This window comes from Microbacterium sp. ARD32 (assembly GCF_031844385.1).
Taxonomy (GTDB): Bacteria; Actinomycetota; Actinomycetes; order Actinomycetales; family Microbacteriaceae; genus Microbacterium.
Window position 1 is genome coordinate 90,257 of sequence record NZ_JAUZVD010000004.1, and the last position, 25,667, is coordinate 115,923.

Annotated in this window: 23 protein-coding genes and 1 pseudogene; 14 read left to right on the forward strand and 10 right to left on the reverse strand. The window is 70.5% G+C overall.

Annotation, left to right across the window (positions count from 1 at the left end; all coding sequences use genetic code 11):
• Positions 1–6: 6 nt before the first annotated feature.
• From Q9R19_RS13585 to Q9R19_RS13595, 3 genes are read left to right on the forward strand one after another with little or no spacing between them, the layout of a single operon-like run.
• Positions 7–840, forward strand: a complete 834-nt coding sequence (locus Q9R19_RS13585; protein ID WP_311256929.1) for a purine-nucleoside phosphorylase — start codon at positions 7–9, stop codon at positions 838–840.
• Positions 837–2,513: a phospho-sugar mutase gene (locus tag Q9R19_RS13590; RefSeq protein WP_311256930.1), complete on the forward strand. Its 1,677-nt coding sequence runs from the start codon at positions 837–839 to the stop codon at positions 2,511–2,513. Before Q9R19_RS13585 ends, Q9R19_RS13590 begins: the two co-directional genes overlap by 4 nt.
• The gene (locus Q9R19_RS13595) at positions 2,510–2,773 is read left to right on the forward strand and encodes an HPr family phosphocarrier protein (RefSeq protein WP_311256931.1); all 264 of its coding nucleotides are present in this window, start codon (positions 2,510–2,512) and stop codon (positions 2,771–2,773) included. The genes Q9R19_RS13590 and Q9R19_RS13595 overlap by 4 nt, the downstream gene beginning before the upstream one ends.
• On the opposite strand, the gene Q9R19_RS13600 is transcribed toward Q9R19_RS13595, so the two are convergent.
• A complete protein-coding gene (locus Q9R19_RS13600; protein ID WP_311256932.1) occupies positions 2,760–4,676 on the reverse strand; it encodes a PRD domain-containing protein in 1,917 nt (638 codons plus the stop codon). The genes Q9R19_RS13595 and Q9R19_RS13600 overlap by 14 nt on opposite strands.
• Positions 4,677–4,833: 157 nt before the next feature.
• Between Q9R19_RS13600 and Q9R19_RS13605 the strand changes: the two genes are divergently transcribed.
• From Q9R19_RS13605 to Q9R19_RS13645, 9 genes are all read left to right on the forward strand, one after another.
• Entirely contained in the window at positions 4,834–5,157 is a 324-nt protein-coding gene (locus Q9R19_RS13605; protein ID WP_311256933.1) for a hypothetical protein, read from the forward strand.
• Positions 5,154–5,432 carry an HPr family phosphocarrier protein gene (locus Q9R19_RS13610; RefSeq protein WP_311256934.1) on the forward strand — a complete coding sequence of 93 codons (279 nt, stop codon included), beginning with the start codon at positions 5,154–5,156 and terminating at the stop codon, positions 5,430–5,432. Before Q9R19_RS13605 ends, Q9R19_RS13610 begins: the two co-directional genes overlap by 4 nt.
• On the forward strand, positions 5,429–7,087 hold the full coding sequence (gene ptsP, locus Q9R19_RS13615; RefSeq protein ID WP_311256935.1) for a phosphoenolpyruvate--protein phosphotransferase: 1,659 nt from the start codon (positions 5,429–5,431) through the stop codon (positions 7,085–7,087). The genes Q9R19_RS13610 and ptsP overlap by 4 nt, the downstream gene beginning before the upstream one ends.
• A gap of 33 nt (positions 7,088–7,120) precedes the next feature.
• The gene (locus Q9R19_RS13620) at positions 7,121–9,136 is read left to right on the forward strand and encodes a PTS mannitol transporter subunit IICBA (protein ID WP_311256936.1); all 2,016 of its coding nucleotides are present in this window, start codon (positions 7,121–7,123) and stop codon (positions 9,134–9,136) included.
• Positions 9,133–10,299 carry a mannitol-1-phosphate 5-dehydrogenase gene (locus tag Q9R19_RS13625; protein ID WP_311256937.1) on the forward strand — a complete coding sequence of 389 codons (1,167 nt, stop codon included), beginning with the start codon at positions 9,133–9,135 and terminating at the stop codon, positions 10,297–10,299. Before Q9R19_RS13620 ends, Q9R19_RS13625 begins: the two co-directional genes overlap by 4 nt.
• A gap of 88 nt (positions 10,300–10,387) precedes the next feature.
• On the forward strand, positions 10,388–11,107 hold the full coding sequence (locus Q9R19_RS13630) for a TSUP family transporter (protein ID WP_311256938.1): 720 nt from the start codon (positions 10,388–10,390) through the stop codon (positions 11,105–11,107).
• Positions 11,108–11,197: 90 nt separating this feature from the next.
• On the forward strand, positions 11,198–12,469 hold the full coding sequence (locus Q9R19_RS13635; RefSeq protein ID WP_311256939.1) for an NAD(P)/FAD-dependent oxidoreductase: 1,272 nt from the start codon (positions 11,198–11,200) through the stop codon (positions 12,467–12,469).
• Positions 12,469–13,437 (forward strand): bile acid:sodium symporter family protein, encoded by a 969-nt coding sequence (locus Q9R19_RS13640; RefSeq protein ID WP_311257065.1) that lies wholly within the window; start codon positions 12,469–12,471, stop codon positions 13,435–13,437. Before Q9R19_RS13635 ends, Q9R19_RS13640 begins: the two co-directional genes overlap by 1 nt.
• Positions 13,434–14,378: an SDR family oxidoreductase gene (locus tag Q9R19_RS13645; RefSeq protein ID WP_311256940.1), complete on the forward strand. Its 945-nt coding sequence runs from the start codon at positions 13,434–13,436 to the stop codon at positions 14,376–14,378. Before Q9R19_RS13640 ends, Q9R19_RS13645 begins: the two co-directional genes overlap by 4 nt.
• 15 nt (positions 14,379–14,393) lie before the next feature.
• On the opposite strand, the gene Q9R19_RS13650 is transcribed toward Q9R19_RS13645, so the two are convergent.
• The 9 genes and pseudogenes from Q9R19_RS13650 to Q9R19_RS13690 all read right to left on the reverse strand — a co-directional run bounded on the left by Q9R19_RS13650 (position 14,394) and on the right by Q9R19_RS13690 (position 24,624).
• Entirely contained in the window at positions 14,394–15,248 is an 855-nt protein-coding gene (locus Q9R19_RS13650) for a carbohydrate kinase family protein (protein WP_311256941.1), read from the reverse strand.
• A 7-nt stretch (positions 15,249–15,255) separates the two neighbouring features.
• Complete coding sequence (locus Q9R19_RS13655) at positions 15,256–16,371, reverse strand: adenosine deaminase (RefSeq protein ID WP_311256942.1); 1,116 nt, start codon at positions 16,369–16,371, stop codon at positions 15,256–15,258.
• 19 nt (positions 16,372–16,390) lie between these two features.
• On the reverse strand, positions 16,391–17,689 hold the full coding sequence (locus Q9R19_RS13660) for a thymidine phosphorylase (protein ID WP_311256943.1): 1,299 nt from the start codon (positions 17,687–17,689) through the stop codon (positions 16,391–16,393).
• Entirely contained in the window at positions 17,686–18,309 is a 624-nt protein-coding gene (locus Q9R19_RS14485) for a cytidine deaminase (RefSeq protein ID WP_396653491.1), read from the reverse strand. The genes Q9R19_RS13660 and Q9R19_RS14485 overlap by 4 nt, the downstream gene beginning before the upstream one ends.
• Positions 18,231–19,379 (reverse strand): annotated as a pseudogene (locus tag Q9R19_RS13670) (ABC transporter permease); the annotation flags it as partial. The gene Q9R19_RS14485 and the pseudogene Q9R19_RS13670, both read right to left, overlap by 79 nt.
• The gene (locus Q9R19_RS13675) at positions 19,376–20,638 is read right to left on the reverse strand and encodes an ABC transporter permease (RefSeq protein ID WP_311256946.1); all 1,263 of its coding nucleotides are present in this window, start codon (positions 20,636–20,638) and stop codon (positions 19,376–19,378) included. The gene Q9R19_RS13675 and the pseudogene Q9R19_RS13670, both read right to left, overlap by 4 nt.
• A complete protein-coding gene (locus Q9R19_RS13680) occupies positions 20,635–22,167 on the reverse strand; it encodes an ABC transporter ATP-binding protein (protein WP_311256947.1) in 1,533 nt (510 codons plus the stop codon). The genes Q9R19_RS13675 and Q9R19_RS13680 overlap by 4 nt, the downstream gene beginning before the upstream one ends.
• A 99-nt stretch (positions 22,168–22,266) precedes the next feature.
• Positions 22,267–23,352, reverse strand: a complete 1,086-nt coding sequence (locus Q9R19_RS13685) for a BMP family ABC transporter substrate-binding protein (RefSeq protein ID WP_311256948.1) — start codon at positions 23,350–23,352, stop codon at positions 22,267–22,269.
• A gap of 159 nt (positions 23,353–23,511) precedes the next feature.
• Positions 23,512–24,624 (reverse strand): mannose-1-phosphate guanylyltransferase, encoded by a 1,113-nt coding sequence (locus tag Q9R19_RS13690; protein ID WP_311256949.1) that lies wholly within the window; start codon positions 24,622–24,624, stop codon positions 23,512–23,514.
• Positions 24,625–24,779: 155 nt separating this feature from the next.
• Here Q9R19_RS13690 and sdhC point away from each other — a divergent pair, with 155 nt between their 5' ends.
• Together sdhC and Q9R19_RS13700 are read left to right on the forward strand one after the other, a co-directional pair.
• Positions 24,780–25,205, forward strand: a complete 426-nt coding sequence (gene sdhC / locus Q9R19_RS13695) for a succinate dehydrogenase, cytochrome b556 subunit (protein ID WP_311256950.1) — start codon at positions 24,780–24,782, stop codon at positions 25,203–25,205.
• Positions 25,205–25,660 carry a succinate dehydrogenase hydrophobic membrane anchor subunit gene (locus Q9R19_RS13700; protein ID WP_311256951.1) on the forward strand — a complete coding sequence of 152 codons (456 nt, stop codon included), beginning with the start codon at positions 25,205–25,207 and terminating at the stop codon, positions 25,658–25,660. The genes sdhC and Q9R19_RS13700 overlap by 1 nt, the downstream gene beginning before the upstream one ends.
• Positions 25,661–25,667: the final 7 nt, after the last annotated feature.

Here is a 25,667-nt window from a genome sequence, read left to right on the forward strand (position 1 = left end):
GGACTCATGCAAGACACTCTCACGCACCCCCTCGAAGCGGCTGCGGCGGACCCGTTCGAGGTCGCCCGAGCCGCAGCCGCCGACATCGCTCGGCTGACCGGGGTCGACCACCACGACATCGCGCTCACCCTCGGCTCCGGCTGGGGCAAGGCCGCCGAGCTGATCGGCGAGACCGTCGCCACGATCCCGGCCACCGAGGTGACCGGCTTCTCCAAGCCGGCACTGGAGGGCCATGTCGGCACACTGCGCAGCATCCGCACGCCCGCCGGGCGGAACGTGCTCGTGATCGGCGCGCGCACGCACTACTACGAGGGGCACGGTGTGCGCCGGGTCGTGCACTCGGTCCGGACGGCCGCCGCCACCGGGGCGAAGATCATGGTGCTCACCAACGGAGCAGGAGGCATCCGCGAGACGTGGAGGCCAGGGCAGCCGGTGCTCATCAGCGACCACATCAACCTCACCGCGGACTCGCCGCTGGAGGGCGCCACCTTCATCGACCTGACCGATCTGTACTCGGCACGTCTTCGCGACCTGGCCCGCAGCATCGACCCGACGCTGGACGAGGGCGTGTACACGCAGTTCCGCGGCCCGCACTACGAGACCCCGGCCGAGGTGCAGATGGCCAAGACCATCGGCGGTCACATCGTCGGCATGTCCACCGCGCTCGAGGCCATCGCCGCCCGCGAGGCCGGGATGGAGGTGCTGGGCCTCTCGCTCATCACGAACCTCGCCGCCGGCATCCAGCAGACGCCGCTCAGCCATGCCGAGGTCATCGAGGCCGGCATGCAGGCCGAGCCCGTCATCTCCGCGCTGCTGGCGCGCGTGATCGAGGCGCTGTGAGCGCCGCGCAGGACGAGCGGCTCGCGCAGGCGCGCGCCTGGCTGCGTCAGGATCCGGATGCCGAGACACGCGACGAGCTCGGCGGCATCATCACCCGTGCGGCGGCCGGCGATGCCGCCGCCCTCGCCGATCTCGACGACCGGTTCTCGACCCGACTCGCGTTCGGCACCGCGGGGCTCCGCGGGGCGCTCGGCGCCGGCAGCAACCGGATGAACCGGGTTCTGGTCGCCCAGGCAGCGGCCGGTTTCGCCGGCTACCTGCTGCAGCGCACGAGCGGTGTGCCCACGGTGGTGATCGGCTACGACGGGCGCCGCAACTCGCGCCGCTTCGCACTGGACTCCGCTGAGCTGTTCGCCGGTGCCGGGCTGCGTGCCATTCTGCTCCCCCGGCTGCTGCCGACGCCCGTGCTCGCCTTCGCGGTGCGCCACCTCGGTGCGGATGCCGGCGTCATGGTCACCGCCAGCCACAACCCGCCCGATGACAACGGCTACAAGGTGTACCTGGGCGGCGCAGATGCCGGATCGCAGATCGTGTCCCCCGCCGACGTCGAGATCGCCGCGCACATCCAGCGCGTCGCCGATGCCGGGGATGTGAGCCTGCTGCCCCGCTCGGAGGCGTACGAGACCGCGGGCGAGGACCTCGTCGACGCGTACGTCGCCGCGACCGCGGAGGTGGCCCGCGCCCCGTTCGGCGTGCAGGAGATGCGCTGGGTGTACACCGCCATGCACGGGGTGGGCTGGGAGACCTTCTCCCGGGTGATCAGGGCCGCGGGCTACCCCGCCCCGCGGGTGGTGGACGAGCAGCGCGACCCCGATCCGTCCTTCCGCACGGTCTCCTTCCCCAACCCCGAGGAGCCCGGCGCGATGGACTTGGCGTTCGCGCGAGCGCGTGCGGTGGATGCCGAGCTCGTCATCGCGAACGACCCGGATGCCGACCGCCTCGCGGTGGCGATCCCCGACCCCGGCGCGGAGGGCGGCTGGCGCCGTCTGACGGGCAACGAGGTCGGGCTGCTGCTGGGCTGGCTGGCCGCACGCGAGGCGCGGCGTGAGCCGGGCGCGTCGCTGGCGTGCTCGCTGGTCTCCTCCCCCGGCCTGGGCGCGATCGCCGCGAAGCACGGACTGGACTTCCACGAGACGCTCACCGGCTTCAAGTGGATCTCCCGAGTCCCGGGCCTGGTATTCGGGTTCGAGGAGGCACTGGGGTACCTCGTCAATCCCGGCACGGTGCGCGACAAGGACGGCATCTCGGCCGCCGTCGCGCTGCTGGGGATGGCGGCGGATGCCCGGGTGCGCGGCACCACGCTCGCCGGGCTGCTCGAGGAGCTGGGCGGCGAGATCGGCCATTTCGCCAGCGGTCAGGTGTCGGTGCGGGTGGATGATCTGTCGATCATCGCCGAGACGATGATCTCACTGCGCGCCGAGCCGCCGGCATCCTTCGGCTCCCGGGCCGTCGCCACGGCCGACGACCTCTCCCGCGGCGAGTCCGGCATGCCCGCGGGCGACGTGCTGCGCTACCGCCTCGCGGACGGATCGCGCGTGATCGTGCGTCCCAGCGGCACCGAGCCCAAGCTCAAGGTGTACATCGATGCGCGCGCCGACTCCCCGTCCGCGGCGGCGAGCGCCGTGGCGGAGCTGGAGAGCGCGGTGCGGGAGCTGCTCGCGGAGCGGGGATGACGCTGCGCAGGCGGGTCACGGTCGGCGTCGACGCGGGCGCGCACGCGCGTCCGGTGGCCGAGCTGGCCCGCCTGGCGCTGGCGCACGGATCGCCGGTCGTGCTGACCACGCGCGCGGGCGAGGCCGCCGACCTGACCAGCGTTCTCGCGGTGATGGACCTGGCGATCGGCTCGGGCGACGAGGTCGTCTTCGAGGTGGCTGACTCGCCGGGAGCGGCGGCGCTGCTGGACGCGCTGGAGGCCGTGCTCAGCCGTCGATGACGGCGACGAGCTCGTCGAGGAACGCATCGAAGCCGGTCGCGCGCCGCACGATGCGCTGAACGCTCTCGCGCTCGCTGAACACCTCGACCAGCTGCTCGAACACGGTCTGGAACGCGTCCCGGTCGCCCTCGCTGAAGGCGGCGAGCGCGACCACCTGCACGCGGCCGCCGCCCCACGCCACCGAGCCGTCGGCGATCCCGATGGCGATCGCGGTGCGCCGGGCGGTCATCTGCAGCGCGTGCGGCACGGCCAGGGCGTCGGTGAAGGCGGTCGACGACATCCGCTCACGCAGGATCGTGTTCTCGATGTAGTCGTCGTCGATGAGGCCGGCGGATCGGAGCATGCCCCCCAGCATCCGGATGATCGCCTCCTCGCCGGCATCCGGAACCGGCACGAGGAAGGTGTCGGCCGAGAAGTACCGCTGCAGCTCTTCGCGGAGGCGGCTGAGCCGGCGTGCACGCCGGATCCGCGCAGCGGCCTGCTGCACGCGCTCGATGTCCGCCTCGGCCAGGAACGGGGTGATCCGCACCACCCGCTCGTCCGGCCCCGCCGCGGGGATGGTGCTCAGCACCAGATCGGTGTCCAAGCCCTCCCAGTCCGGATCCACGCTGGTCTCGACGCGCACGACCTCGATCAGCCGGCCCAGCGAGCGGTCCACGCTGGATCGGAGCAGCTCCTGCAGCTCGCGGTAGCCGGGGCACACGATCGTGGCGGTGAGAATGGCATCGGCGGCCCTGCTGCGTTCCAGCCGGCCGCCGACGTGCATGGCGATGTAGGCGATCTCGTCCTCCTGCAGCGGCACGCCCAGCCTCTCGTGCAGGCCGCTGGCGATCGAGACGGCCACGTCGAAGATCATCGGGTAGGACGACTTCAGCGACTGCGTCAGCGGATTGCGCGTCCAGGCCTGCTCCTGCGACCTGCGCAGAAGGTTCTGCACGTGCAGCGCGAGACGGACGATGAAGGCGTCGTCGGCCAGGTCCACCTGGTACTCGCGAGCGGCCTGCTCGATCTCGGCGCGCACGGCGTGCTCCACCTCGGCCTCGACGGTGTGCGGTGTGCGCACCTGCCGCCGCTCCCCCGGCGTCACCACGCGGGTGAGCACCAGGTTGGCGAGGTGCTCGCGGTCGCCGTCGCCCAGCGCGACCCCGAAATGCTGCTCGGCCAGACCCGCGATGGTCGCGCCGACGGCCGCGACGGCCTCGGTGGCGCGATCGGCCCCTACCGCGAGCGCACGCCCGGCCGCCACCCGCTCCGCCGCGATCGTGATGTGCAGCAGCACGTCGCTGATCGCGAGCTCGTTCACGTAGTAGCCCAGCTCGCCCAGTTCCCGCACCAGCGCGGCCTTGAACGGGCCCACGGCCTCCGCGGGGACGGCTTCGGGCGCGAGAGCGCGCTGCAGGGCCTCGGGACGCAGCGGTCCGGCATCCATCTCGTCCTGCGCGAGCCGGCTGAGCAGCCGGCGCAGCGCCTGCTCGTCGCCGCGCAGCCGCACGCGATCCCGGTCGCGCTCCAGCGCGACCCTCCCGCCTTCGAGCAGCGTGCGCACCCGCACCAGATCGTTCTCCAGCGTGGTGTCGCTCACGTGCATCGCCAGCGCGGTGTCGTAGACGTCGATGCCCTCCGCGTGGTCGACCAGTGCGCGGATCAGCCGATGCAGCCGTGCCCGTGGCGAGCCCTCCACCTCCGGCGTGCCCGCGGCCGCGGCGGCGACCGCGCCCGCGCCCGCGCGATACCCGGCCGGACCGGACTCGACGGCGCCCGCTGTGCGTCCGTTCAGTGCGGAGACGTAGGAGCGGATGCTGCGCGGGGTCACGCCCAGCTGATCGGCGAGACTCGACGCCGTCACCCAGGAGTCCTCCCGCCGCAGCACGGCGAGCAGCTGGTTCTGACGCTGCCGCGACATCCGCCCGCCTCCCTCGCCGAGATGTTCCCGCCCCGGTCTCCATGATGCCAGCACGCGGACGGTCGGGGGCGGAAGGCCGCGTTCCGCGGGGGCGGAAACAACCCTGCTGGAAGAACGCTGTGAGTCCACGGAACACTGAAGGCGGAAAGGGAGATCGATGCGGATTCTCGTGGTGTGCGGCGCCGGCGCATCCAGCACGTTCGTCGCCCGCCGTCTGGCGCGCTCCGCATCCGAGGCGGGCCTCGACTGGAGCACTGAGGCGGGCACGGAGCGCACGGCGATGACCACGCCCGGCGTCGATCTGGTGCTCATCGGAGCGCATCTCGCCGATCGCGTCGACGACATCCGCTCCGCGCTCTCCGGCCGGGCCGGCGTCGCCGTCCTCCCCGAGACCGCATTCACCGACATCGACGGCAGCGCGACGCTGCAGTTCGTCCGCGACGCGATGGTCGCGCCGCATGACCGGAAGGAAACACCATGACCTCCTCCTCCCGCACGGTCCGGGTCGGATCATCGCACGGGCTGCACGCCCGCCCGGCGAAGCTGTTCGCGCAGAAGGCGAAGGACGCCGGCATCCCGGTGACCATCGCCAAGGACTCCGGCAAGCCGGTCAACGCCGCCAGCATCCTTGCCGTCGTGGCTCTCGGCATCGACTTCGGCGACCACGTCGTGCTCACCGCCGACGGCGAGAACGCCGAGGCCGTGCTCGACACCCTCGCCGAGGTGCTCACCACGGATCACGACGAGTCGGCATGAGCACCCTGCGCGGAGTGGGGATCGGCCAGGGCGCGGCCACCGGCCCCGTGGTGCGGATGACCGAGGCGCTGCCCGCACCCGAGAAGCAGCCCAGTGACGCGGGAGCGGATGCCGAGCGCGCCCGCGTGCGCGACGCCGTCGCCGCCGTCGCCGCCGACCTGCAGCAGCGCGCGGATGCCGCGGGCGGCTCGGCCCAGGAGGTGCTCGAGGCGCAGGCGATGATCGCCGAGGACCCGACGCTGATGGACGAGGTCGACACCCGCATCGACGAGGGCAGCACCGCGGAATGGGCCGTGCACGATGCCTTCGCCGGCTTCCGCGCCACCCTCGAGGCGGTCGGCGGGTATCTCGGCGAGCGCGCCGCCGACCTGGAGGACATCGCTCAGCGCGTGCTCGCGCAGCTGAACGGCGTCGCCGCTCCCGGCGTGCCCGACCCCGGGCATCCGTTCGTGCTCGTCGCCCGCGATCTCGCACCAGCCGACACCGCGCTGCTGAACCTGGACCAGGTGCAGGCGCTGATCACCTCGGACGGCGGCCCCACCTCGCACACCGCGATTCTCGCCAGGGAGAAGGGGATCGTCGCGGTCGTGGGCGTCGCGGATGCCGCCTCGCTCGCCGACGGCACCACGGTGATCGTGGATGCCGCCGCCGGCACCGTGAACGACGCGCCCACGGACGCCGAGCTCGCCTCGGTGGCCGAGCGGATCGCCGCGCGTGCCGCTGAGGACTCCGCCCCCGCCGCACCGGGGGCTCTCGCCGACGGCACCGCGATCGCCCTGCTCGCGAATCTCGGCAAGCCCGGCGACGCCGCCGACGCCGTGGCGCGCGGAGCGGAGGGGGTTGGCCTGTTCCGCACCGAGTTCCTGTTCCTCTCGGCCGCGCAGGCACCGACCATCGAGCAGCAGCGGGCGACGTACATCGAGCTGCTGCAGGAGTTCCCGGGCAGGAAGGTCGTGGTGCGGATGCTGGATGCCGGCGCCGACAAGCCGCTCGCCTTCCTCAACGACGCCCACGAGGACAACCCGGCTCTGGGTCTTCGGGGGCTTCGGGCGCTGCGCGCGAGCGAGGACATCCTCCGCGAGCAGCTCACCGCGCTCGCCGAGGCGGATGCCGCCACCTCGGCGGACCTGTGGGTCATGGCGCCGATGGTGACCACCGTCGAGGAGACCGCGTACTTCACCACCTTGGCAAAGGAGTACGGGCTGAAGACCGCCGGGGTCATGGTAGAGGTTCCCGCCAGCGCGCTGCTGGCCGACCGGGTGCTCGCGCACGCCGACTTCGCATCCATCGGCACCAACGACCTCACCCAGTACACGATGGCCGCCGACCGGCTGCTCGGCTCGGTGGCGTCGTTCCAGGATCCCTGGCACCCGGCCGTGCTGCGACTGGTGCGCGAGGTCGGCGACGCCGGCGCCCGCACCGGCAAGCCCGTCGGCATATGCGGCGAGGCCGCCGCCGATCCGCTGCTGGCGGTGGTGCTGGTCGGCCTGGGCGCGACGAGCCTGTCGATGGCGCCCGCCGCCCTGTCCGACGTGCGCCGCTCGATCGCCGCGCACTCCCTCGACGCCGCCCGGCGCATCGCCGAAGCCGCGCTGTCCGCCGACGACGCCGCCGGCGCGCGTGAGGCCGCCCAGGCGGCAGCATCTGCTCACTGACCCTCTCACCCGATACCAGAAAGAGAACACACCATGACGACGACGTCACCCGCAGCGACCACGGGCGGAGCCCGCGTTCGCGTGCAGAGATTCGGCACATTCCTGTCCGGCATGATCATGCCGAACATCGCCGCCTTCATCGCCTGGGGCATCATCACCGCCCTGTTCATCGACAAGGGCTGGGTCGGCAACGACGGCCCCATCGAGGCATGGCGCTGGGCGAACTCCGCGATCCTCGGTGGAGGAACCATCGGCGATGTCGATTACAAGGGTCTGGTCGGCCCGATCATCAACTATCTGCTCCCGCTGCTGATCGCCTTCACCGGCGGCCGCATGGTGCATGGGCACCGCGGTGGCGTGGTCGGCGCGGTCGCGGCATTCGGCGTGATCATCGGTGCGGACGGCACCGTGATGTTCCTGGGTGCCATGATCGCAGGACCCCTCACCGCGCTCATCCTGAAGTGGGTCGAGAAGCCCTGGCAGGGCAAGATCAAGCCGGGCTTCGAGATGCTCGTGGACAACTTCTCGGCGGGCTTCGTGGCCTTCTTCGCCTCGCTGGCCGCGTTCTTCTGGCTGGCCCCCCTCATGAAATGGGTCACCGACGTGCTCGGTGGCGCCGTGGGCTGGCTCGTCGAGACGCACCTGCTTCCGTTGGCGAGCATCATCGTCGAGCCGGCGAAGGTGCTGTTCCTGAACAATGCCATCAACCACGGTGTGTTCACGCCACTGGGCTCCGAGCAGTCCTCGCAGACCGGCAAGAGCCTGCTGTTCCTGATCGAGGCCAACCCCGGCCCCGGTCTGGGCCTGCTGATGGCGATCACCGTGTTCGGTGTGGGCGCCGCTCGCGCCACGGCGCCGGGAGCGGCCATCATCCAGTTCCTCGGCGGAATCCACGAGGTCTACTTCCCGTACGTGCTGGCCAAGCCCGCCCTCATCATCGGCCTGATCGCCGGTGGCGCAACCGGTGTGCTGACGAACGTGATCTTCCAGTCCGGCCTGGTCGCCCCCGCCGCCCCCGGCTCGATCTTCGCCGTGCTGTTCCAGATCGCTCCGGGAAGCCACCTCGGCGTGCTGCTGTCGGTGATCCTCGCAGCCGCGGTGACTTTCGTCGTATGCATGCCGATCCTGCTTGCCAGCCGTCGACGCGACCTCGCCGCCGAGGGCGGGGATGCCGCCTTCACCGCCGCCATCGCGCAGACCGAGGCCAACAAGGGCAAGAAGTCCAGTGTGCTGGGCACCCTGGGCGGCGCCGGAACCGCGACGCTCACCCGGCACGTGGAGAGCATCGTGTTCGCGTGCGACGCGGGCATGGGCTCCTCCGCCATGGGAGCGAGCGTGCTGCGCAACAAGATCAAGCAGGCCGGAATCACCGGGGTGACCGTTGTCAACCAGGCGATCGCCAACCTCGACGGCACCGCCGATCTGGTGATCACCCAGCAGCAGCTCACCGATCGGGCCAGGGCCAAGTCGCCGGACTCGATGCACGTCTCCGTCGACAACTTCATGAACTCGCCGAAGTATGACGAGGTCGTCGAGCTGGTGCGGTCGCAGCAGACAGAGGAGGCCGGTGATCAGCCGGCCACGGCTCCCGAGGCGCAGGCCGCGCCGGCGGCATCCGGCATCCTCACCCCCGACCGGGTGCGCATCCACTCCGGATCCGCCACGCGTGACGAGGCGCTGAAGGAGGCCGCGGACGCTCTCGTGGCGGCAGGCGCCGTCACGCCCGACTACCTGCAGGCCATGCAGGACCGCGAACAAACGGTGTCCACGTTCATGGGCAACGGCCTGGCCATCCCGCACGGCACCAACGATGCGAAGGATGCCGTGCTCGGCTCGGCGCTGAGCGTGGTCCGCTACGACGGCGGCGTGGACTGGGACGGCGATCGCGCCACGTTCGTGATCGGCATCGCGGGCAAGGACGGCGATCACCTGCAGATCCTGTCGCAGATCGCCGAACTGTTCTCCGACGAGAACGACGTGGCACGGCTGAACGCCGCCGCCACGCCCGAGGAGCTGTTCCAGCTGCTGTCGGCGGTGAACGAGGCATGAAAGCGGTCCACTTCGGCGCCGGCAACATCGGCCGCGGCTTCGTCGGATTGCTGCTGCACCAGGGCGGCTACGAACTGGTGTTCTCCGACGTCGCGGCCGGGCTGGTCGACGCGATCAACGCGGCCGACAGCTACACGGTGCACGAGGTGGGCGACGGCGGCTCCGACACGGTGGTCACCGGCTTCCGCGCGATCAACAGCGCCGAGGACCCGGAGGGCCTCATCGCCGAGATCGCGGATGCCGAGGTGGTGAGCACCGCGGTCGGGCCCACGGTGCTGCGCTTCGTCGCCGCGCCGATCGTCGCCGCGCTGCGCCGGCGGGACCCGGCGGCCGCGCCGCTGCAGGTCATGGCGTGCGAGAACGCGATCGGCGCCACCGACCTGCTTCGCGACGAGATCGTCGCCCGTGCCGGCGAGGAGTGGGGAGCCCTCGCCGGCCGGGCGGTGTTCGCCAACACCGCCGTGGACCGCATCGTGCCCGGTCAGCCCGAAGGAGGCGGCATCGACGTCACGGTCGAGCCGTTCTTCGAGTGGGCGATCGAGCGCAGGCCGTTCGGCGAGAACGTGCCGAGCATCCCGGGTGCGCACTTCGTGGACGACCTGGCGCCCTACATCGAGCGCAAGCTGTTCACGGTGAACACGGGGCATGCCGCGACGGCCTACCTGGGGGCACAGGCGGGGATCGAGCGGATCTCGGATGCGCTGGCGGACCCCGGAATCGCCGAGGCCGTGGCAGCCGCCCTGCAGGAGACCTCGGCACTGCTGGCGCTGAAGCACGGCCTGCCCCCGGAGGAGCTGGCCGAGTACCGCGCCACGATCCTGCGCCGCTTCGCGAATCCCGCTCTGCCTGACACGGTGTGGCGAGTCGGACGCCAGCCGTTGCGCAAGCTATCCAGGCACGAGCGGTTCATCGGACCGGCGGCCGAGGCGGTCGAGAGCGGCCTGAGCGCAGACGCACTGCTGGTCGCGGTCGGCGCCGCGCTCGCCTTCGACGATCCGGCGGACGAGCAATCCGTCCAGCTGCAGCGGCGCCTGCGGGAGGAGGAGGCCGCGCAGCTGGCCACCGAAGTCACCGGGCTGGATGCCGGGCATCCGCTCCTCCCGACCGTCCGCGCGCTCTTCGCCGCTCGCGCCGCCGAGGTGTCCGCAGACCATCGGAGTTGACAGTACCCGGGCCCGTTGGAGCATTCAGGCTCGCTGGGGGCGTCTAGGCTCGCTGGGGGCGCCAGACCGACGGCGCCCCGGGGGCCGCATGCTCGTTCTCATTGCCATCGCGACGGTGATCGCCGCTGTCGTACAGCGCGTCACAGGCCTCGCCTTCGTGCTGGTGCTGATCGGACCCATCGTCATCGCCTACGGCCCCGTGCAGGGCGTCACCGTGGCGGTGCTTCTCGCGATCATCGCCTCGCTGTTCGCCGTCCCCAGCGCGTGGCGCGACGTCGACTGGCCGCGCACGCTGTGGCTGCTGGCCGCCGGCCTCGCAGCTGCTCCGCTCGGCGCTCTCACTGCGGCCGCGCTGCCCCAGACCGCCCTGCTGTTCCTCATCGGCGCGATGGGAGTCCTCGCTCTCAGCGCGCAGCGACTCGGCCGCATCGCGCGGCACGTGCGCGGCCGCCCCGGCGCGATCGGCGCCGGTGCACTGGCCGGATTCATGCACGCATCGAGCGGGCTGTCCGGCCCGGCACTGGCATCCTTCGCGCTCGGCGACGACTGGCCGCAGCGGCGTTTCGCGGCGAGCGCGCAGATCGTGTTCCTCGGCTACGGGACGGTGTCGGTGGCGCTGCGGGGTCTGCCGCACACTCCGTTGCCCGAACTGGCCGTGCTCGCGCTCTGCACGGCGGGCGGCATGGTGCTGGGGGCTTTCGCTGCACGCCGCGTGCCGCAGACGCTGGCCCGCAGGGTGATGCTGCTGTGCGCCTGGGCCGGCACGCTGGTGATCCTCACCCGTGCGACTGCGTCCCTCCTGGGGTGAGCCCCGGTTCCGCGAAGTGCGCTCGCACCGGCTACGATCGAGACGACCCGGGGGGACCATCGATCGAGCACAGTGCCGTGCGGGAGTGAAATGACGCGATACGCCGTGATCGGCGCCGGACCCTCCGGCCTGTCCGCCGCACGCGCGCTGCAGCAGCACGGGATCCCCGTCGATGGCTATGAGGCATCCTCCGGCGTCGGCGGGCTGTGGGATATCGACAACCCGCGCAGCACCATGTACGAGTCGGCGCACTTGATCTCGTCGCGCACCACCACCCAGTTCTCCGAGTTCCCGATGGAGTCGCAAGTCGACTACCCCGGCCACCGGGCGCTCAAGGCCTACTTCGACTCCTTCGCCGACGCATTCGGGCTGCGCGAGCTGTTCCGTTTCGACAGCGCGGTCACCCGTGTCGAGCCCGCCGACGCGGGCGGCTGGATGCTGTCCGCCGAGGGCACGGAGCCGCGACGGTACGACGGCGTCATCCTCGCCAACGGGACGCTCGCCGAGCCGAACCGGCCCTCCTTCGCGGGTGCGTTCGCGGGCGAGATCATGCACACCAGCGACTACAAGCACCCGCGACAACTGGCCGGCAGGCGGGTGCTCATCATCGGCGCGGGGAACTCCGGCTGCGACATCGCCGTCGATGCCGTCCACCATGCGGCATCCGTCGAGATGAGCGTGCGCCGCGGCTACTACTTCGTGCCGCGGTACATCTTCGGCAGGCCCAGCGATACCCTCAACCAGGGGCGCCCCCTGCCGGCGCGCCTGAAGCAGTTCATCGACACGCGCGTGCTGCGGGCCTTCACCGGCGACCCGGTGCGCTTCGGATTCCCGAAGCCCGACTACCGCATCTACGAGTCGCACCCGATCGTGAACACGCTGGTGCTGAACCACCTGGGTCAGGGCGACCTGCGCATCCGCGCCGACGTCGACCGATTCGACGGAAGCGCCGTGCGCTTCCGGGACGGATCCTCCGACCAGTACGACCTGATCCTGCTCGCCACTGGCTACACGCTGGACTACCCGTTCGTGGACCGGGAGCACCTGCACTGGGATCGAGCGTCGCCGAGCCTGTTCCTGAACGTGTTCCCTCCCTCGTTCAACGGACTCTTCGTGATGGGCATGGTCGAGGCATCCGGACTCGGCTGGCAGGGCCGGTTCGAGCAGGCGAAGATGCTGGCCGCCTATCTCGCGGCCGACGATGCGAGGGCCGCGGCGTTCCGTGCCCGCGTCGCGAAGAGCCCCTGGCCGGACACCACCGGCGGCTACCACTACCTGGGCCTGGACAGGATGTCGTACTACGTCAACAAGGACGCCTACCGCTCCGCGGTGCGCGCCGCCACCCGCAGCCTGGAGGCGTGATGGACTTCGACCAGCTCACCCTCAATTTCACCCCCGGCACGCTGATGATCCTGAACGTCGTGCTCGGGCTGATCATGTTCGGCATCGCCCTGGACACGAAGCCCGGCGATTTCAAGGTCGTCCTGCGGCATCCGCGGCCGTTCGTGATCGCGATCCTCGCGCAGCTGCTGGTGCTGCCTGCGGTCACCTTCGGGCTGACGCTGATCCTGCCGGTGAGCGCGTCGATGGCGCTCGGCATGATCCTGGTGGCCTGCTGCCCGCCCGGCAACATCTCGCAGGTGCTCACGCACCGCTCCGGCGGGAACGTGGCGCTGTCGGTCTCGATGACGGCGGTCGGCAACCTGCTCTACATCTTCGCCATGCCCCTGAGTATCGCGTTCTGGGGATCGCTGCACCCCACCGGCCGTGTGCTGTTGCATGCGGTGGCGCTGGATCCTTGGAAGATGCTGCTGGAGATCGTGCTGATCATCGGCCTGCCGTTCGCGGCCGGCCTGCTGCTGCGCGTCCGCCTCCCCCGCTTCGCGCGGCGCGTGCAACCGTTCGTGCGATGGTTCAGCCTGCTCGCCCTGGTCGGGTTCATCGTCGGCGCCCTGGCGGGCAACTGGGCGGTGTTCCTCAGCGTGATCGGAGCGGTGCTGGTGGTGGTCGCGATCCATGATGCGGTGGCGCTGGCGATCGGCTACTCCACCGCCGCGGTCGGGGGCCTCGGCACGCCGGAGCGCAAGGCCATGACCTTCGAGGTCGGCATCCGCAACTCCGGGCTCGGTCTGGGCCTGATCTTCGCGTTCTTCAACGGGCTCGGCGGCATGGCCGTGGTGGCCGGCTGGTGGGGCGTTTGGGACATCATCGCCGGGCTCGCGCTGGCCGGGCTCTGGGCGATGCGCACCAAGCGCCGCACCGGTTCGGCGCGCGGAGACGCCTCCCGCCGCGCCACGGAGCCGGACGCCGCTGAGGCGGCCGCCGCGTGAGCCGGGTGCTGGTCACCGGCGGCTCCGGATTCCTCGGCTCGCATGTCACGGCGCTGCTCGCAGAGCATCCGTCGGTGGAGGTCGTCGTCAGCGGCGACCTGCGCGACTCCGCCGTTCCCGGGGTGGTCTCCGAGCGCGTCGACGTGACGGATGCCGCGGGCATCGCGCCCGTGCTGCGACGGCACCGCATCGACACGGTCGTGCACCTGGCCGCCATCGTGAACCCGGGGCGCGACGTCGCCCTGGAGTACCGCGTCGACGTCGACGGCAGCCGGAACGTGCTGGATGCCTGCCTCGACGCCGGCGTGCGCCGCCTCGTGGTCTCCAGCTCGGGCGCGGCCTACGGGTATCACGCAGACAATCCCGAGTGGCTCGACGAGGGCGACCCCGTTCGCGGCAACGACGAGTTCCCCTACTCGCGGCACAAGCGGATCGTGGAGGAGATGCTCGCGGGAGCGCGGGCCGAGCATCCGGAGCTCGAGCAGGTGATCTTCCGGATCGGGACGATCCTCGGTCCCACCGTGCGCAACCAGATCACCGCGCTGTGGGACGGCAGGCGGCTGCTGCGCGTGGCCGGCTCCGACTCGCCCTTCGTGTTCGTGTGGGTCGACGACGTCGCGGGCGCCATGGTGCGAGCCGCGACCGACGGCCCGGCCGGTGTCTTCAACGTCGCCGGCGACGGCCGCATGACGGTGCCGGAGATCGCCGCGCGACTCGGAAAGCGGATGCTGAGCGTCCCCGCCTGGGTGCTGGGTGCCGCGCTCGCGGTCGGGCACGCCCTCCGGCTGACCGAGCACGGTCCGGAGAAGGTGCGCTTCCTGCGCCACCGGCCGGTGCTGGCGAATCGGCGCCTGAAGCAGGAGTTCGGCTACACGCCTGCCCGCACCTCGCGGGAGGCGTTCGAGGAGTATCTGCGCACACATCCCGGCGTCGCGCGCTGACGCGGGAGCCCGGGTTCAGGCCAGGATCGGGTCCAGCAGCGGATGCAGGTGGCGGGAGCGCAGCACGGCGGATGCCGAGCGGGCTCCGGCCGCGAGGGCGTCGGGCACCGCCGCGCCGTGCAGCACGGCATCCAGCACACCGGCGAGGAACGCGTCACCGGCGCCGTTGGTGTCGACGACCTCGACGGGCACCGCCGCGACCCGATGGACCTCGCCTGCGGCATCGACCGCGACGGCGCCCTCCGCGCCGAGCGTGCAGACCGCGAGCGTCGCTCCTGCGCCGATGCGCGACCGCAGGAAGGCGACGGGATCTTCCAGGCGGTCGGCGTTGCAGAACACCGCATCGGCCGCCGCGAGGAACGGGCGGTGGAACTCCGCCTCGCCGTCGTAGTCGTGCACGTCCACCCAGATCGGGCGGCCGGTGCGCTGCGCGAGAGGAAGGAGGCGCAGCGGCTCCGCGGCGAGGTCCAGGATGATCGCCTCGGCGGCGGCCATCTCGATCTCGATCGCGGCGTCCCCGGCGCCGTCGGTCGCAGCGGCGCCGGACAGATAGAGCGAGACCCGCTCCCCCGTCCTGGTCATCAGGTTCAGATGCCGCTCGGTGGTCGGCGACTCCGCCCAGCGCGTCGCGACACCGGCCCGCTCCAGTGCCTCCCGCACGCGACGCCCCGGCTCATCCTCCGCCGTGACGGCGTACAGCAGCGTCTCGCGCCCGAGCGCCGTGAGGCTGAGCGCCTTGCCCGCACTCGTGCCGCCGAGGGTCTCCCAGGAGTCCTCGGCGAACTGCATGTGCGGCACGGGCTCGGGCAGCCGGTCCAGCACGACCAGCCGGTTCCAGGAGGCGGGGCCGGCGATGAAGACGGAGCTCATGCCGCGCTCACCGCTCGAAGCCCTCGCCGATCATCTCCACCAGCTCCTCGCGCTCCTCGACCGGAAGGAACGCGGCGGACGCGGCGTTGAACTGGAACTCCTCCAGGTCGTCCAGGTCGTAGTCGAACGCGTCGACGAGGAGCGCCAGCTCGCGGGTGAGCGACGTGCCGCTCATCGTGCGGTTGTCGGTGTTGACGGTCACGGAGAAGCCCAGCTGGTACAGCAGGTCGAAGGGGTGGTCGGCGAACTCGTCGCCCCACGGCGCGATCGCGCCGGTCTGCAGGTTGGACGACGGCGAGAGCTCCAGCGGGATCTCGCGGTCGCGCACCCAGCGCGCCAGATCGCCGAACTGCACCTGCACGTCGTCGCCCTCGCGCTCGACGATCTGCAGGTCCTCTGCGATGCGCACTCCGTGGCCCAGCCGCAGCGCACGCCCGTCGATGAGCGCCGAGCGGATGGAGCCGGGGCCCGCCGCCTCACCGGCGTGCACCGTGACCGGCATGAACTCGGATGCCAGGTAGTCGAAGGCCTCGCGGTGACGCGACGCGGGGAACCCGTCCTCGGGACCGGCGATGTCGAAGGCGACGACGCCGCGCTCGCGGAAGCGCACCGCCAGCTCGGCGATCTCGCGGGTCCGCCCCTCCTGCCGCATGGCGGAGAGGATCTGACCGACGCGGATGCTGCGGCCTGCGGCATCCGCGTCGTCCTCGCCCTGCTCGATGCCGGCCTGCACCGCCTGCACGGCGGCGTCCAGGCTCAGACCGCCTGCCAGGTGCTGCTCCGGGGCCCAGCGCACCTCGCCGTACACGACGCCGTCCGCGGCGAGGTCGGCGACGAACTCCCGGGCGACGCGGGTCAGCGCGCGCTCGGTCTGCAGCACCGAGGTGACCAGGTCGAAGGTCTTCAGGTACTGGGGCAGCGAGCCCGTGCCGCACTGCTGGTCGAACCAGCGCCGCAGGCCCTTGGCGTCGGTCGCGGGAGCCGCGACCCCCGCCTCGTCCGCGAGCCCGAGGATGGTGCCGATGCGCACGCCCCCGTCGAGGTGGTCGTGCAGCGACACCTTCGGCAGCGCCCGCAGGGACCGGCCCTGCACCGTCAGATCGCCGTTCTGGTCGATGGTCATCGAAGTCTCTCCGTGGGGGTCAGGCGGTGATGCGCTCGCGCACGATGGGCTGCGAGGCGGGGGCCGTCTGGCCGACCTCGTAGGCGCCGTCGAGCGCCTGCAGCGCGCGGGCGAAGCGGGCGTCGTCGTCGGCCGAGAGCGTGAACAGCGTCTGCCCCGCCGTCACGCGGTCGCCGGGCTTGACGGCCAGATCGATGCCGGCGGCATGGATCACCGGGTCCTCCGCGCGGGCGCGCCCCGCGCCCAGACGCCAGGCGGCGATCCCGAAGGGCAGCGCGTCCATCCGGGTCACGACGCCGTCGACGGCGGCACGCACCACATGGGTCTCCCGCGCGGTGGGCAGCGCCGCGTCGGGGTCCCCGTCCTGCGCGCGGATCATCGCCTTCCAGGAATCCATGGCGCGGCCGCCGTCGAGGGCCCGCTCCACGTCGGCATCCGGCTGCCCCGCCAGGGCGAGCATCTCACGGGCCAGCGCGAGAGTCAGCTCGCGCACATCGGCGGGCCCGCCGCCGGCGAGCACCTCCACCGACTCGCGCACCTCGTTGGCGTTGCCGATGGCGAGCCCCAGCGGCGTGTTCATGTCCGTCAGCAGCGCGGTGGTCGCCACCCCGGAGTCCGTGCCGAGCGCCACCATGGTGCGCGCCAGCTCACGGGCGCGGTCGATGTCCTGCATGAAGGCGCCGCTCCCGAACTTCACGTCCAGCACCAGGGCGTCCGTGCCCTCGGCGATCTTCTTCGACATGATGCTCGAAGCGATCAGCGGGATCGCCTCGACCGTGCCGGTGACGTCGCGCAGCGCGTACAGCTTCTTGTCCGCGGGGGCGAGGCCGGAGCCCGCCGCGCAGATCACCGCTCCCACGTCGCCCTTCATCTGGGCGAACATCGCCTCGTTGCTCAGCGCCGCGCGCCAGCCGGGGATCGACTCGAGCTTGTCGAGGGTGCCGCCGGTGTGGCCGAGGCCCCGTCCGCTCAGCTGCGGCACGGCCACCCCGAAGGATGCCACCAGGGGCGCCAGCGGAAGCGTGATCTTGTCGCCCACCCCACCGGTGGAGTGCTTGTCGACGGTGCGCTTGCCGAGGGCGGCGAAGCTCATCCGCTCCCCCGTCGCGATCATCGCATCGGTCATCACGCGGATCTCGCCGCGCTCCATGCCGCGCTGCAGCACAGCCATCGCGAACGACGCCATCTGGGCATCCGACACATAGCCGCGGGTGTAGGCGTCGATCATCCAGCGCAGCGGCGCCTCGGCAACCGCGCCGCCGTCGCGCTTGGTGCGGATGACGTCGACGGCGTCGAACGGCTCGATGGAGGCGGTCATCTGGCGTCCTCCAGGTCCCGCGGCCCGAACGCGTCGGGCAGCACCTCGTCGATCGTGCGGATGCCCGAGACGGTCTCCAGCAGCATCTCCGGGCTCGAGTGCTCGAACAGCAGCTGGCGGCAGCGGCCGCACGGCATGATCGTCTCGCCGTCGTTGTTCACGCACACGAACGCCACCAGGCGCCCGCCGCCGGACATGTGCAGGTCGCCGACCAGCGCGCACTCCGCGCACAGCCCGACGCCGTAGGAGGCGTTCTCCACGTTGCATCCCGCGACGATCCTGCCGTCGTCGACGAGCGCCGCGGCGCCCACCCGATACCGCGAGTACGGCGCGTACGCCCTCTTCATCGCGTCGGTGGCGACCTGACGCAGGTCGTCCCAGTCGATGTCGGTCATCTCTCTCCTCTGACTGCGGCCTAGGCCTTGATGTACGGCTCGCCGTCGGCCGCCGGCGGGCGGGAGCGTCCGACCAGGCCGGCCACGGCGAAGATCGTCACGATGTACGGCAGCATCAGCATGAACTGGCTGGGCACCGGCGAGCCGATCACGCTCAGCACGCTCTGCAGGTTGGTGGCGAAGCCGAACAGCAGTGCGGCCAGGGTCGCCTTGATCGGATCCCACTTCCCGAAGATCACTGCGGCCAGGGCGATGAAGCCGGCGCCGGCGGTCATCTCCGAGTTGAACCGGGGCACCGAGACCAGCGTGTAGAACGCGCCGCCCATGCCGGCGATGGCGCCGGCGATGAGCACGTTCATGTAGCGGGTGCGCGCGACGTTGATGCCGACGGTGTCCGCGGCCTGCGGGTGCTCGCCGACCGCGCGCATGCGCAGACCCCAGCGGGTGCGGTACATGCCGTACCAGACCACGAAGACGATCACGTACATCAGGTAGACGACGATCGTCTGACGGAAGAGGATCGGGCCGATCACCGGGATCTCGCTGAGACCCGGGATGGCGAGCCGCTTGAACGGCTCGACCGTGTTCAGCGTGGCCTGGTTCGGCGCCAGCACCTGACGGAACAGGAAGCTCGTGATGCCGATGACCAGCACGTTCAGCACGACGCCGACGATGACCTGGTCCACGTAGTAGGTGATGGCGAACACGCCCAGCACCAGCGCCACCAGCACACCCGCGACCATGGCCGCGACCAGGCCCGCCCACGGCGTTCCCGTGATGGAGGCGACGATCGCGGCGCAGAACGCGCCGGCCAGCAGCTGAGCCTCGATCGCGATGTTCACGACGCCCGCGCGCTCGCCGATCACGCCGCCCAGGGCTCCGAAGATCAGCGGCGTCGCCAGCGCCAGCGCCCCGCTGAGCAGGCTGATCATCGGCAGCGTCCCGGTGCTGCCGGCGGCCGCCCAGGCGAGGAAGCCGAAGATCAGCGCGATCGCGTAGATCGCGATCAGCCACAGCGGGGTGGCGCGGCGCCGCGCGGCCCACACGAACGAGATCACGGTCACGATCAGGGCGATCAGCACGCACAGCAGCGCGGCCGCCGTCCCGGGCACGACGATGTCGGGAACGCGGATGGCATCCGATCCCGCGGCGAACCGGAACGTGGCCTCCCCGGAGCGCGGCACGAGCAGCGGCAGCAGCGCCACCAGGACGGTGATCACGGCGAGGATGATCGGCGTCTTCCAGGAGACGACGGCGATGGTGCGGGGCTGGGCCTCGAGGGTCTGGGCGCTCATGCCGCCACCTCCTTCCTCGCGGCGCGCCGCTGTCGGCGGGATGCCCGACCGGGCTGCGGCACGCCGAACATCGCACGCACCAGCGGCGGAGCCGCGATGAACAGCACGATCAGGGACTGCACGACCAGCACGATCTCGATGGGGACGCCCTGCGAGGCCTGCATGGTGAAGCCGCCGGTCTTGAACGCGCCGAACAGGAGCCCGGCGAACAGGATGCCGATCGGCCGCGAGCGGCCCAGCAGCGCGACGGTGATGGCGTCGAACCCGATTCCGGCGTCGATGCCGCCGCTGAAGCCACCGGGCTCGGTGCCGAGCGCCTGGCTCACGCCGGCCAGGCCCACCAGAGCACCGGCGATGACCATGACCAGGAAGTACATCCGCCCGACGGAGATGCCCGCGGTGCGCGCTGCCGCGGGGTTCTCGCCCACCGCACGGAAGCGGAAGCCGAGGTTGGAGCGCTCCAGCAGCCACCAGGTGACCGCGACGGCGATCAGGGCGAACACGAACCCGAGATGCAGCTTGTACATCGGCCCGAGGATCTGCGGCAGCACTGCGCTGTCTGGCATCGGCGCGGTCTTCGGGTTGTTGGAGCCCGGCGCCTGCAGCAGGCCCTGCGTCGCCAGCATCCACGCCAGCAGGTAGAAGGCGATGTGATTGAGCATGATCGTCACGATCACCTCGTGCGCACCCGTGCGCGCCTTCAGCAGACCCGCGATTCCGCCCCAGATCGCACCGGCGATCAGGCCGGCCACGAGCGCGGCGAGCATGTGCAGCGGGAACGGCAGGTCCCACGTCGTCGCGACGTAGCCGGCAGCCGCTGCGGCCATCAGCATCTGCCCCTGGCCGCCGATGTTGAACAGCCCGGCGCGGAAGGCCAGGCCCACGCCGAGTCCGGCGGCGATCAGAGGGGTGGCGAACTTGAGGGTCTCCGTGAACGGACGGATGCCGATGGCGAACGAGTCGGCGTTGAAGTTGTAGATCGAGCCGCGGAACAGCGCCGCATAGGCGCCGCCCACCGCGCTGCCGATCGCGCCGAACGTGTCGCCGGGTCGCTGGAAGAAGTAGCCGGCGGCGGTCTGCACGTCGGTGTCGGTCAGCGCGATCATGATCGATCCGACGATGATCGCGGCCACCACCGCCAGAAGTGACACCAGTGCGTTACCGGATGCCACGCGCGTCCATGCCTCGCGCCAGCGCGATGGCCCCGGCGTCTTCTCGGGCACCGGGGGAACCGGCGCCTGCGTCTGGGCGGCGGTCATGCCTGCGCTCCTTCATTCACGGTGCCGGCCTCGCTCACGACGCCGGCCATCATCAGCCCGAGCTGCTCGCGCGGGGTGTCGCCGGGCACGATGCCGACGATCCTGCCGCGGTACATCACCAGGATCCGGTCGGCGAGGGCGGTGACCTCGTCGAGCTCCGTCGAGATCACGATCACCGGCACGCCTGCGTCGCGGGTCTCGATGATCCTCTTGTGGATGAACTCGATCGAGCCGACGTCGACGCCGCGGGTGGGCTGTGCGGCGACGAACAGCGACAGGTCGCGGCTGAGCTCCCGGGCCAGCACCACCTTCTGCTGGTTGCCGCCGGACAGCCGTCCTGCGGGCTGCGACGGCCCCTGAGTGCGGATGTCGAACTCGGTGATCTTCTCGCGCGCGAACCGGTCCAGCACGCCCAGCTGCAGCGCACCCGCCTTCACGAACGGGGCGCCGTTGGAGCGGTCCAGCATGAGGTTCTCGGCGATCGAGAACTCCTTCACCAGGCCGTCCACGCCGCGATCCTCCGGGACGAAGCCGACGCCCGCGTCGAGGATGTGCCGCACGCTGCGGCCGACGAGCTCCTGCCCGTTGAGGCGGATGCTGCCGCGCACGCGGTCCTGCAGCCCCATCAGGGCCTCCGTGAGCTCGGTCTGGCCGTTGCCCTGCACACCGGCGATGGCGAGTACCTCGCCGCCTCGCACCTCGAACGACGCGTCGTCGACGAGCACGGTGCCGGTGGCGTCGGTCACGGTGAGCCCATCGACGACCACGGCGTTGCCGGTGTACTGCGGCGTGCCCTTGCTCACGGTCAGCTCGACGGCGCGACCGACCATCAGCGAGGCGAGTTCGGTGTTCGACGCGGTCGGCTCTGCTTCGCCGACGACCTTGCCCAGTCGGATCACGGTGATCCGGTCCGCCACCTCGCGCACTTCGCGCAGCTTGTGGGTGATGAAGACGATCGCGGTGCCCTGCTCCTTGAGCCGGCGCATCGTCGCCATCAGCTCGTCGGTCTCCTGCGGGGTCAGCACGGCGGTCGGCTCGTCGAAGACGAGGATGTTCGCGTCGCGCGAGAGCGCCTTGATGATCTCGACGCGCTGCTGCACGCCGACCGGGAGATCCTCGACCACGGCATCCGGATCGACGTCGAATCCGAAGCGCTCGGAGATCTCGGTGACCTGACGTCGAGCGGCGGCCAGATCGAGCCTGCCGCCGAAGGAGGTCTTCTCGTGGCCCAGCATCACGTTCTCCGCGACGGTGAAGACCGGCACCAGCATGAAGTGCTGATGGACCATGCCGATCCCCGCGTTCATCGCGTCGCCGGGGCCGTCGAAGTGCTGCACCACGTCATCGATGAGGATCTGCCCCTCATCGGCCTGGTACAGCCCGTACAGCACGTTCATCAGCGTGGACTTGCCGGCGCCGTTCTCACCCAGCAGGGAGTGGATCTCCCCCGGGTTCACGACCAGATCGATGTGATCGTTGGCCGTCAGTGCGCCGAACCTCTTCGTTATGCCGCGCAGCTCGAGCTTCATGTGTTCGATCCTATTCGTGACGCGTCGTCTGGGCCGAGGGTCGCCCGGGCAGACGACAGCGGGGAGGCCGAGCGCCGGCCTCCCCGCTGCGGTTCATCCTCAGTCGAGGTAGGACGTGACGGTGATCTTGCCGTCGATGATGTCCTGCTTGATCTGGTCGACCTTCTTGACGAGCTCGCCGTCGACCTTGCCCTCGAAGTTGTGCAGCGGCGCGATTCCGACGCCGCCGTTCTCGAGCGTGCCGATGTACGGCTCGCCGGTGAACTCGCCGTCCGCAGCGGACTTGACGGCCTCGTAGGTCGACTTGTCCATCTCCTTGAGCACCGAGGTCAGCACGTAGTCGGCCGTGGTCGGGTCGGTGTTGAACAGGTCGGCGTCAGCGCCGATCAGAGCGATGTCCTTGCCGGAGTCCTTGATGGCCTGCAGACCGGACTGGTAGATCGGACCGCCGACGGGCAGGAGCACGTCCACGCCCTGGTCGATGATGTTGGTCGCTACCGTCTTGGCATCCTGGTTGGCCTCGAATCCGCCCGTGAACGAACCGGTCTTGCCGTCCCAGCCGACCACGGCGACGCTCTTGCCGTTCTCCTTGTTGAAGTAGTCGACGCCCTGCTTGAAGCCGTCCATGAAGATCGTCACGGTCGGGAACTCCATGCCGCCGAAGGTGCCGACCTTGCCGGTCTTGGAGTAGCCGGCCGACAGGTAGCCCGCCATGAACGCGGCCTCGGCCGTGTTGTAGAGCAGCGGCTTGACGTTGTCGGGCTTGGCGTCGCCACCGGCGTCATCGATCAGGATGAAGTCGGTGTCGGGGTTCGCGTTGGCGGCATCCACCGTCGCGGCCGAGAGCGCGAAGCCGACGGTCACGATGGCGTTGCAGCCCTCGGAGACCATGTTCTCGACGTTCGGCGCGTACTCGGTCTCGGCGTTGGACTGCGCCTCCTTGAGCTTCACGCCGATCTCGTCGGCGGCCTTCTCCGCACCCTCGAAGGACAGCTGGTTGAACGACTTGTCGTCGAAGCCGCCCTGGTCCGAGACGATGCAGGTCTGGAAGTCGGCCGCCGGCTTGTCGCCGCCGTCACTGCCCGGCTTCTCGGTCGTGGGCGCCTGGCCGCAGCCGGCGAGTGCGAGGATGACGCCGGCTGCGAGGGTCGCACCGAGCATCTTCTTGGATGTAGAGATGGGCACTGTTGCCTCCCCATGAGATCGTTGCCGCGGATATCGCGGGTCGATCCAAGTTACCCACGGTTACGTTCCTGCGCACGCTCGGGCACCCGGCGCTGGCGAATGGTTACAATTCCGCAATGCGAACCGGGCATCGCGCTTGGCTGACGCCTACGACCGGGCTCACAGCACGTCACCGCGTCCGGTCAGCTTGAGCGACTCCACGACGCCCTTCACGCGCTGCGCGTGCTCGACCGTGGTGACCAGCAGCGCGTCCTCGGTGTCGACCACGACGATGTCCTCGACGCCGACCAGGCTGATCACCCGGGAGGTCTGACTGACCAGGATGCCGCTGGCGGCGTCCGAGAGCACCCGGGCCTTCGGACCGAGTACGGCCAGGTCGTTCTTGCGGCCATGCGTGATGAGCTTGGTGAGCGAGGCGAAGTCGCCCACGTCGTCCCAGTCGAAGTGCCCGGGGATCACCGCGAGGCGACCGCGCGCGGCGGCCGGCTCGGCGACCGCGTAGTCGATGGCGATCTTCTTCAGCCGCGGCCAGAGGCGGTCCACGGCGGGCCCGCGACGATCTCGGTCGTCCCACGCCTCCGCCAGCTCCAGCAGCCCGGCGTGCAGCTCGGGCTCGTTCGCGGCGAGCTCGTCCAGCAGCACGCTCGCCCTGGAGATGAACATGCCCGCGTTCCACAGGTAGTCGCGATCGGCGATGTACTCCTTCGCGGTGGCGAGGTCCGGCTTCTCCACGAAGCGCTCCACCAGAGTGGCCTCCGGAGCCCCCTCGACCACGATCTCCCCGGCCCGCTTGATGTAGCCGAACCCGACGGAGGGCTCGGTGGGCGGGATGCCGATGGTGACGATGTACCCCTGCCGCGCCACCTGCACGGCCTGCTGCACCGCCCATTCGAAGACCTGGGTCCCGCGGATGACGTGATCGGCGCTGAACGAGCCGATGATCACGTCCGGATCCCGGCGGTGCAGCACAGCCGCGGCGAGCCCGATGGCCGCCGCCGACTCGCGGGGCTCGGATTCCAGGAAGACATTCGCATCCGGGATGCCGGGGAGCTGATCCTCGACGGCCGCACGGTGCGCGCGCCCGGTCACGACCGCGATCCGCTCGGGCCCTGCGAGGGGCGCGAGCCGGTCCCAGGTGTCGCGCAGCAGCGAGTGGCCCGAGCCGGTCAGGTCGTGCAGGAACTTCGGCGCGTCCGCGCGCGACAGCGGCCACAGCCGACTGCCGATGCCACCCGCCGGGATCACTGCGTAGAAGTCATCGATTCTCCCCATGGACCCAACCTATCGGTGCCCGCCCGCGACCACCGGGTGACGGCGCGCTAAGGGTCCCCTTCGTCGCACCCAGCGTTCTGACAGGAATAGGATGGGGGAGGTCGGGCGTGCCCGGATGCACGGACCCGACGTCACGATCGAGCAGGGAGGACGACGTGTCCACGAGCACGCGCTTGACACCGTCGATATCGGAGACCACCTCGAAGTCGCCACGCGGAACCCTCTACCGGGGCCGCGAGGGGATGTGGTCCTGGGTGCTGCACCGCATCACCGGCGTCGCCATCTTCTTCTTCCTGCTCGTGCACGTGCTCGACACCGCGCTCATCCGCGTCTCGCCCGAGGCCTACGACGCCGTGATCGGCACGTACAAGCTGCCGATCATGACCTTCGGCGAGATCGTCCTCGTCGCGGGCATCGTGTTCCACGCGATGAACGGGCTGCGCATCATCCTGGTCGACTTCTGGTCCAAGGGCGCGAAGTACCAGCGCCAGCTCTTCTGGATCGTGATCGGGGTGTGGGTCGTGCTCGTCGGCGGCTTCGCCGCCCGCCACCTGATGCTCGCGTTCGGAGGGTCCCACTGATGTCCACCCAGACCGCCGCCCCCGCAGCCGCATCCGTCGCGCGACGCCCCCGCCGCTCCAACCTCGAGAAGATCGGCTGGCTGTTCATGCGCGGCTCCGGCGTGATCCTGATCGTGCTGATCTTCGGCCACCTGTACATCAACCTGATGGACGGCGAAGGCATCCACGCCATCGACTTCGCGTTCGTCGCGGGCAAGTACGCCACGCCGTTCTGGCAGTGGTGGGATGTCGCGATGCTGTGGCTCGCCCTCATCCACGGCGCCAACGGCATGCGCACGATCGTGAACGACTACGTCACCCATGCCGGCGCGCGCAAGGCCCTGGTGTGGGCCCTCGGCCTGGCCGCGGCTCTCCTGATCATCCTGGGCACCCTCGTGGTGTTCACATTCGACCCCTGCAACGGCGTGCTCGAGAACGGCGCCATGTGGGAGACCTGCCAGGCCCTGGGCAAGTAAGACGAGA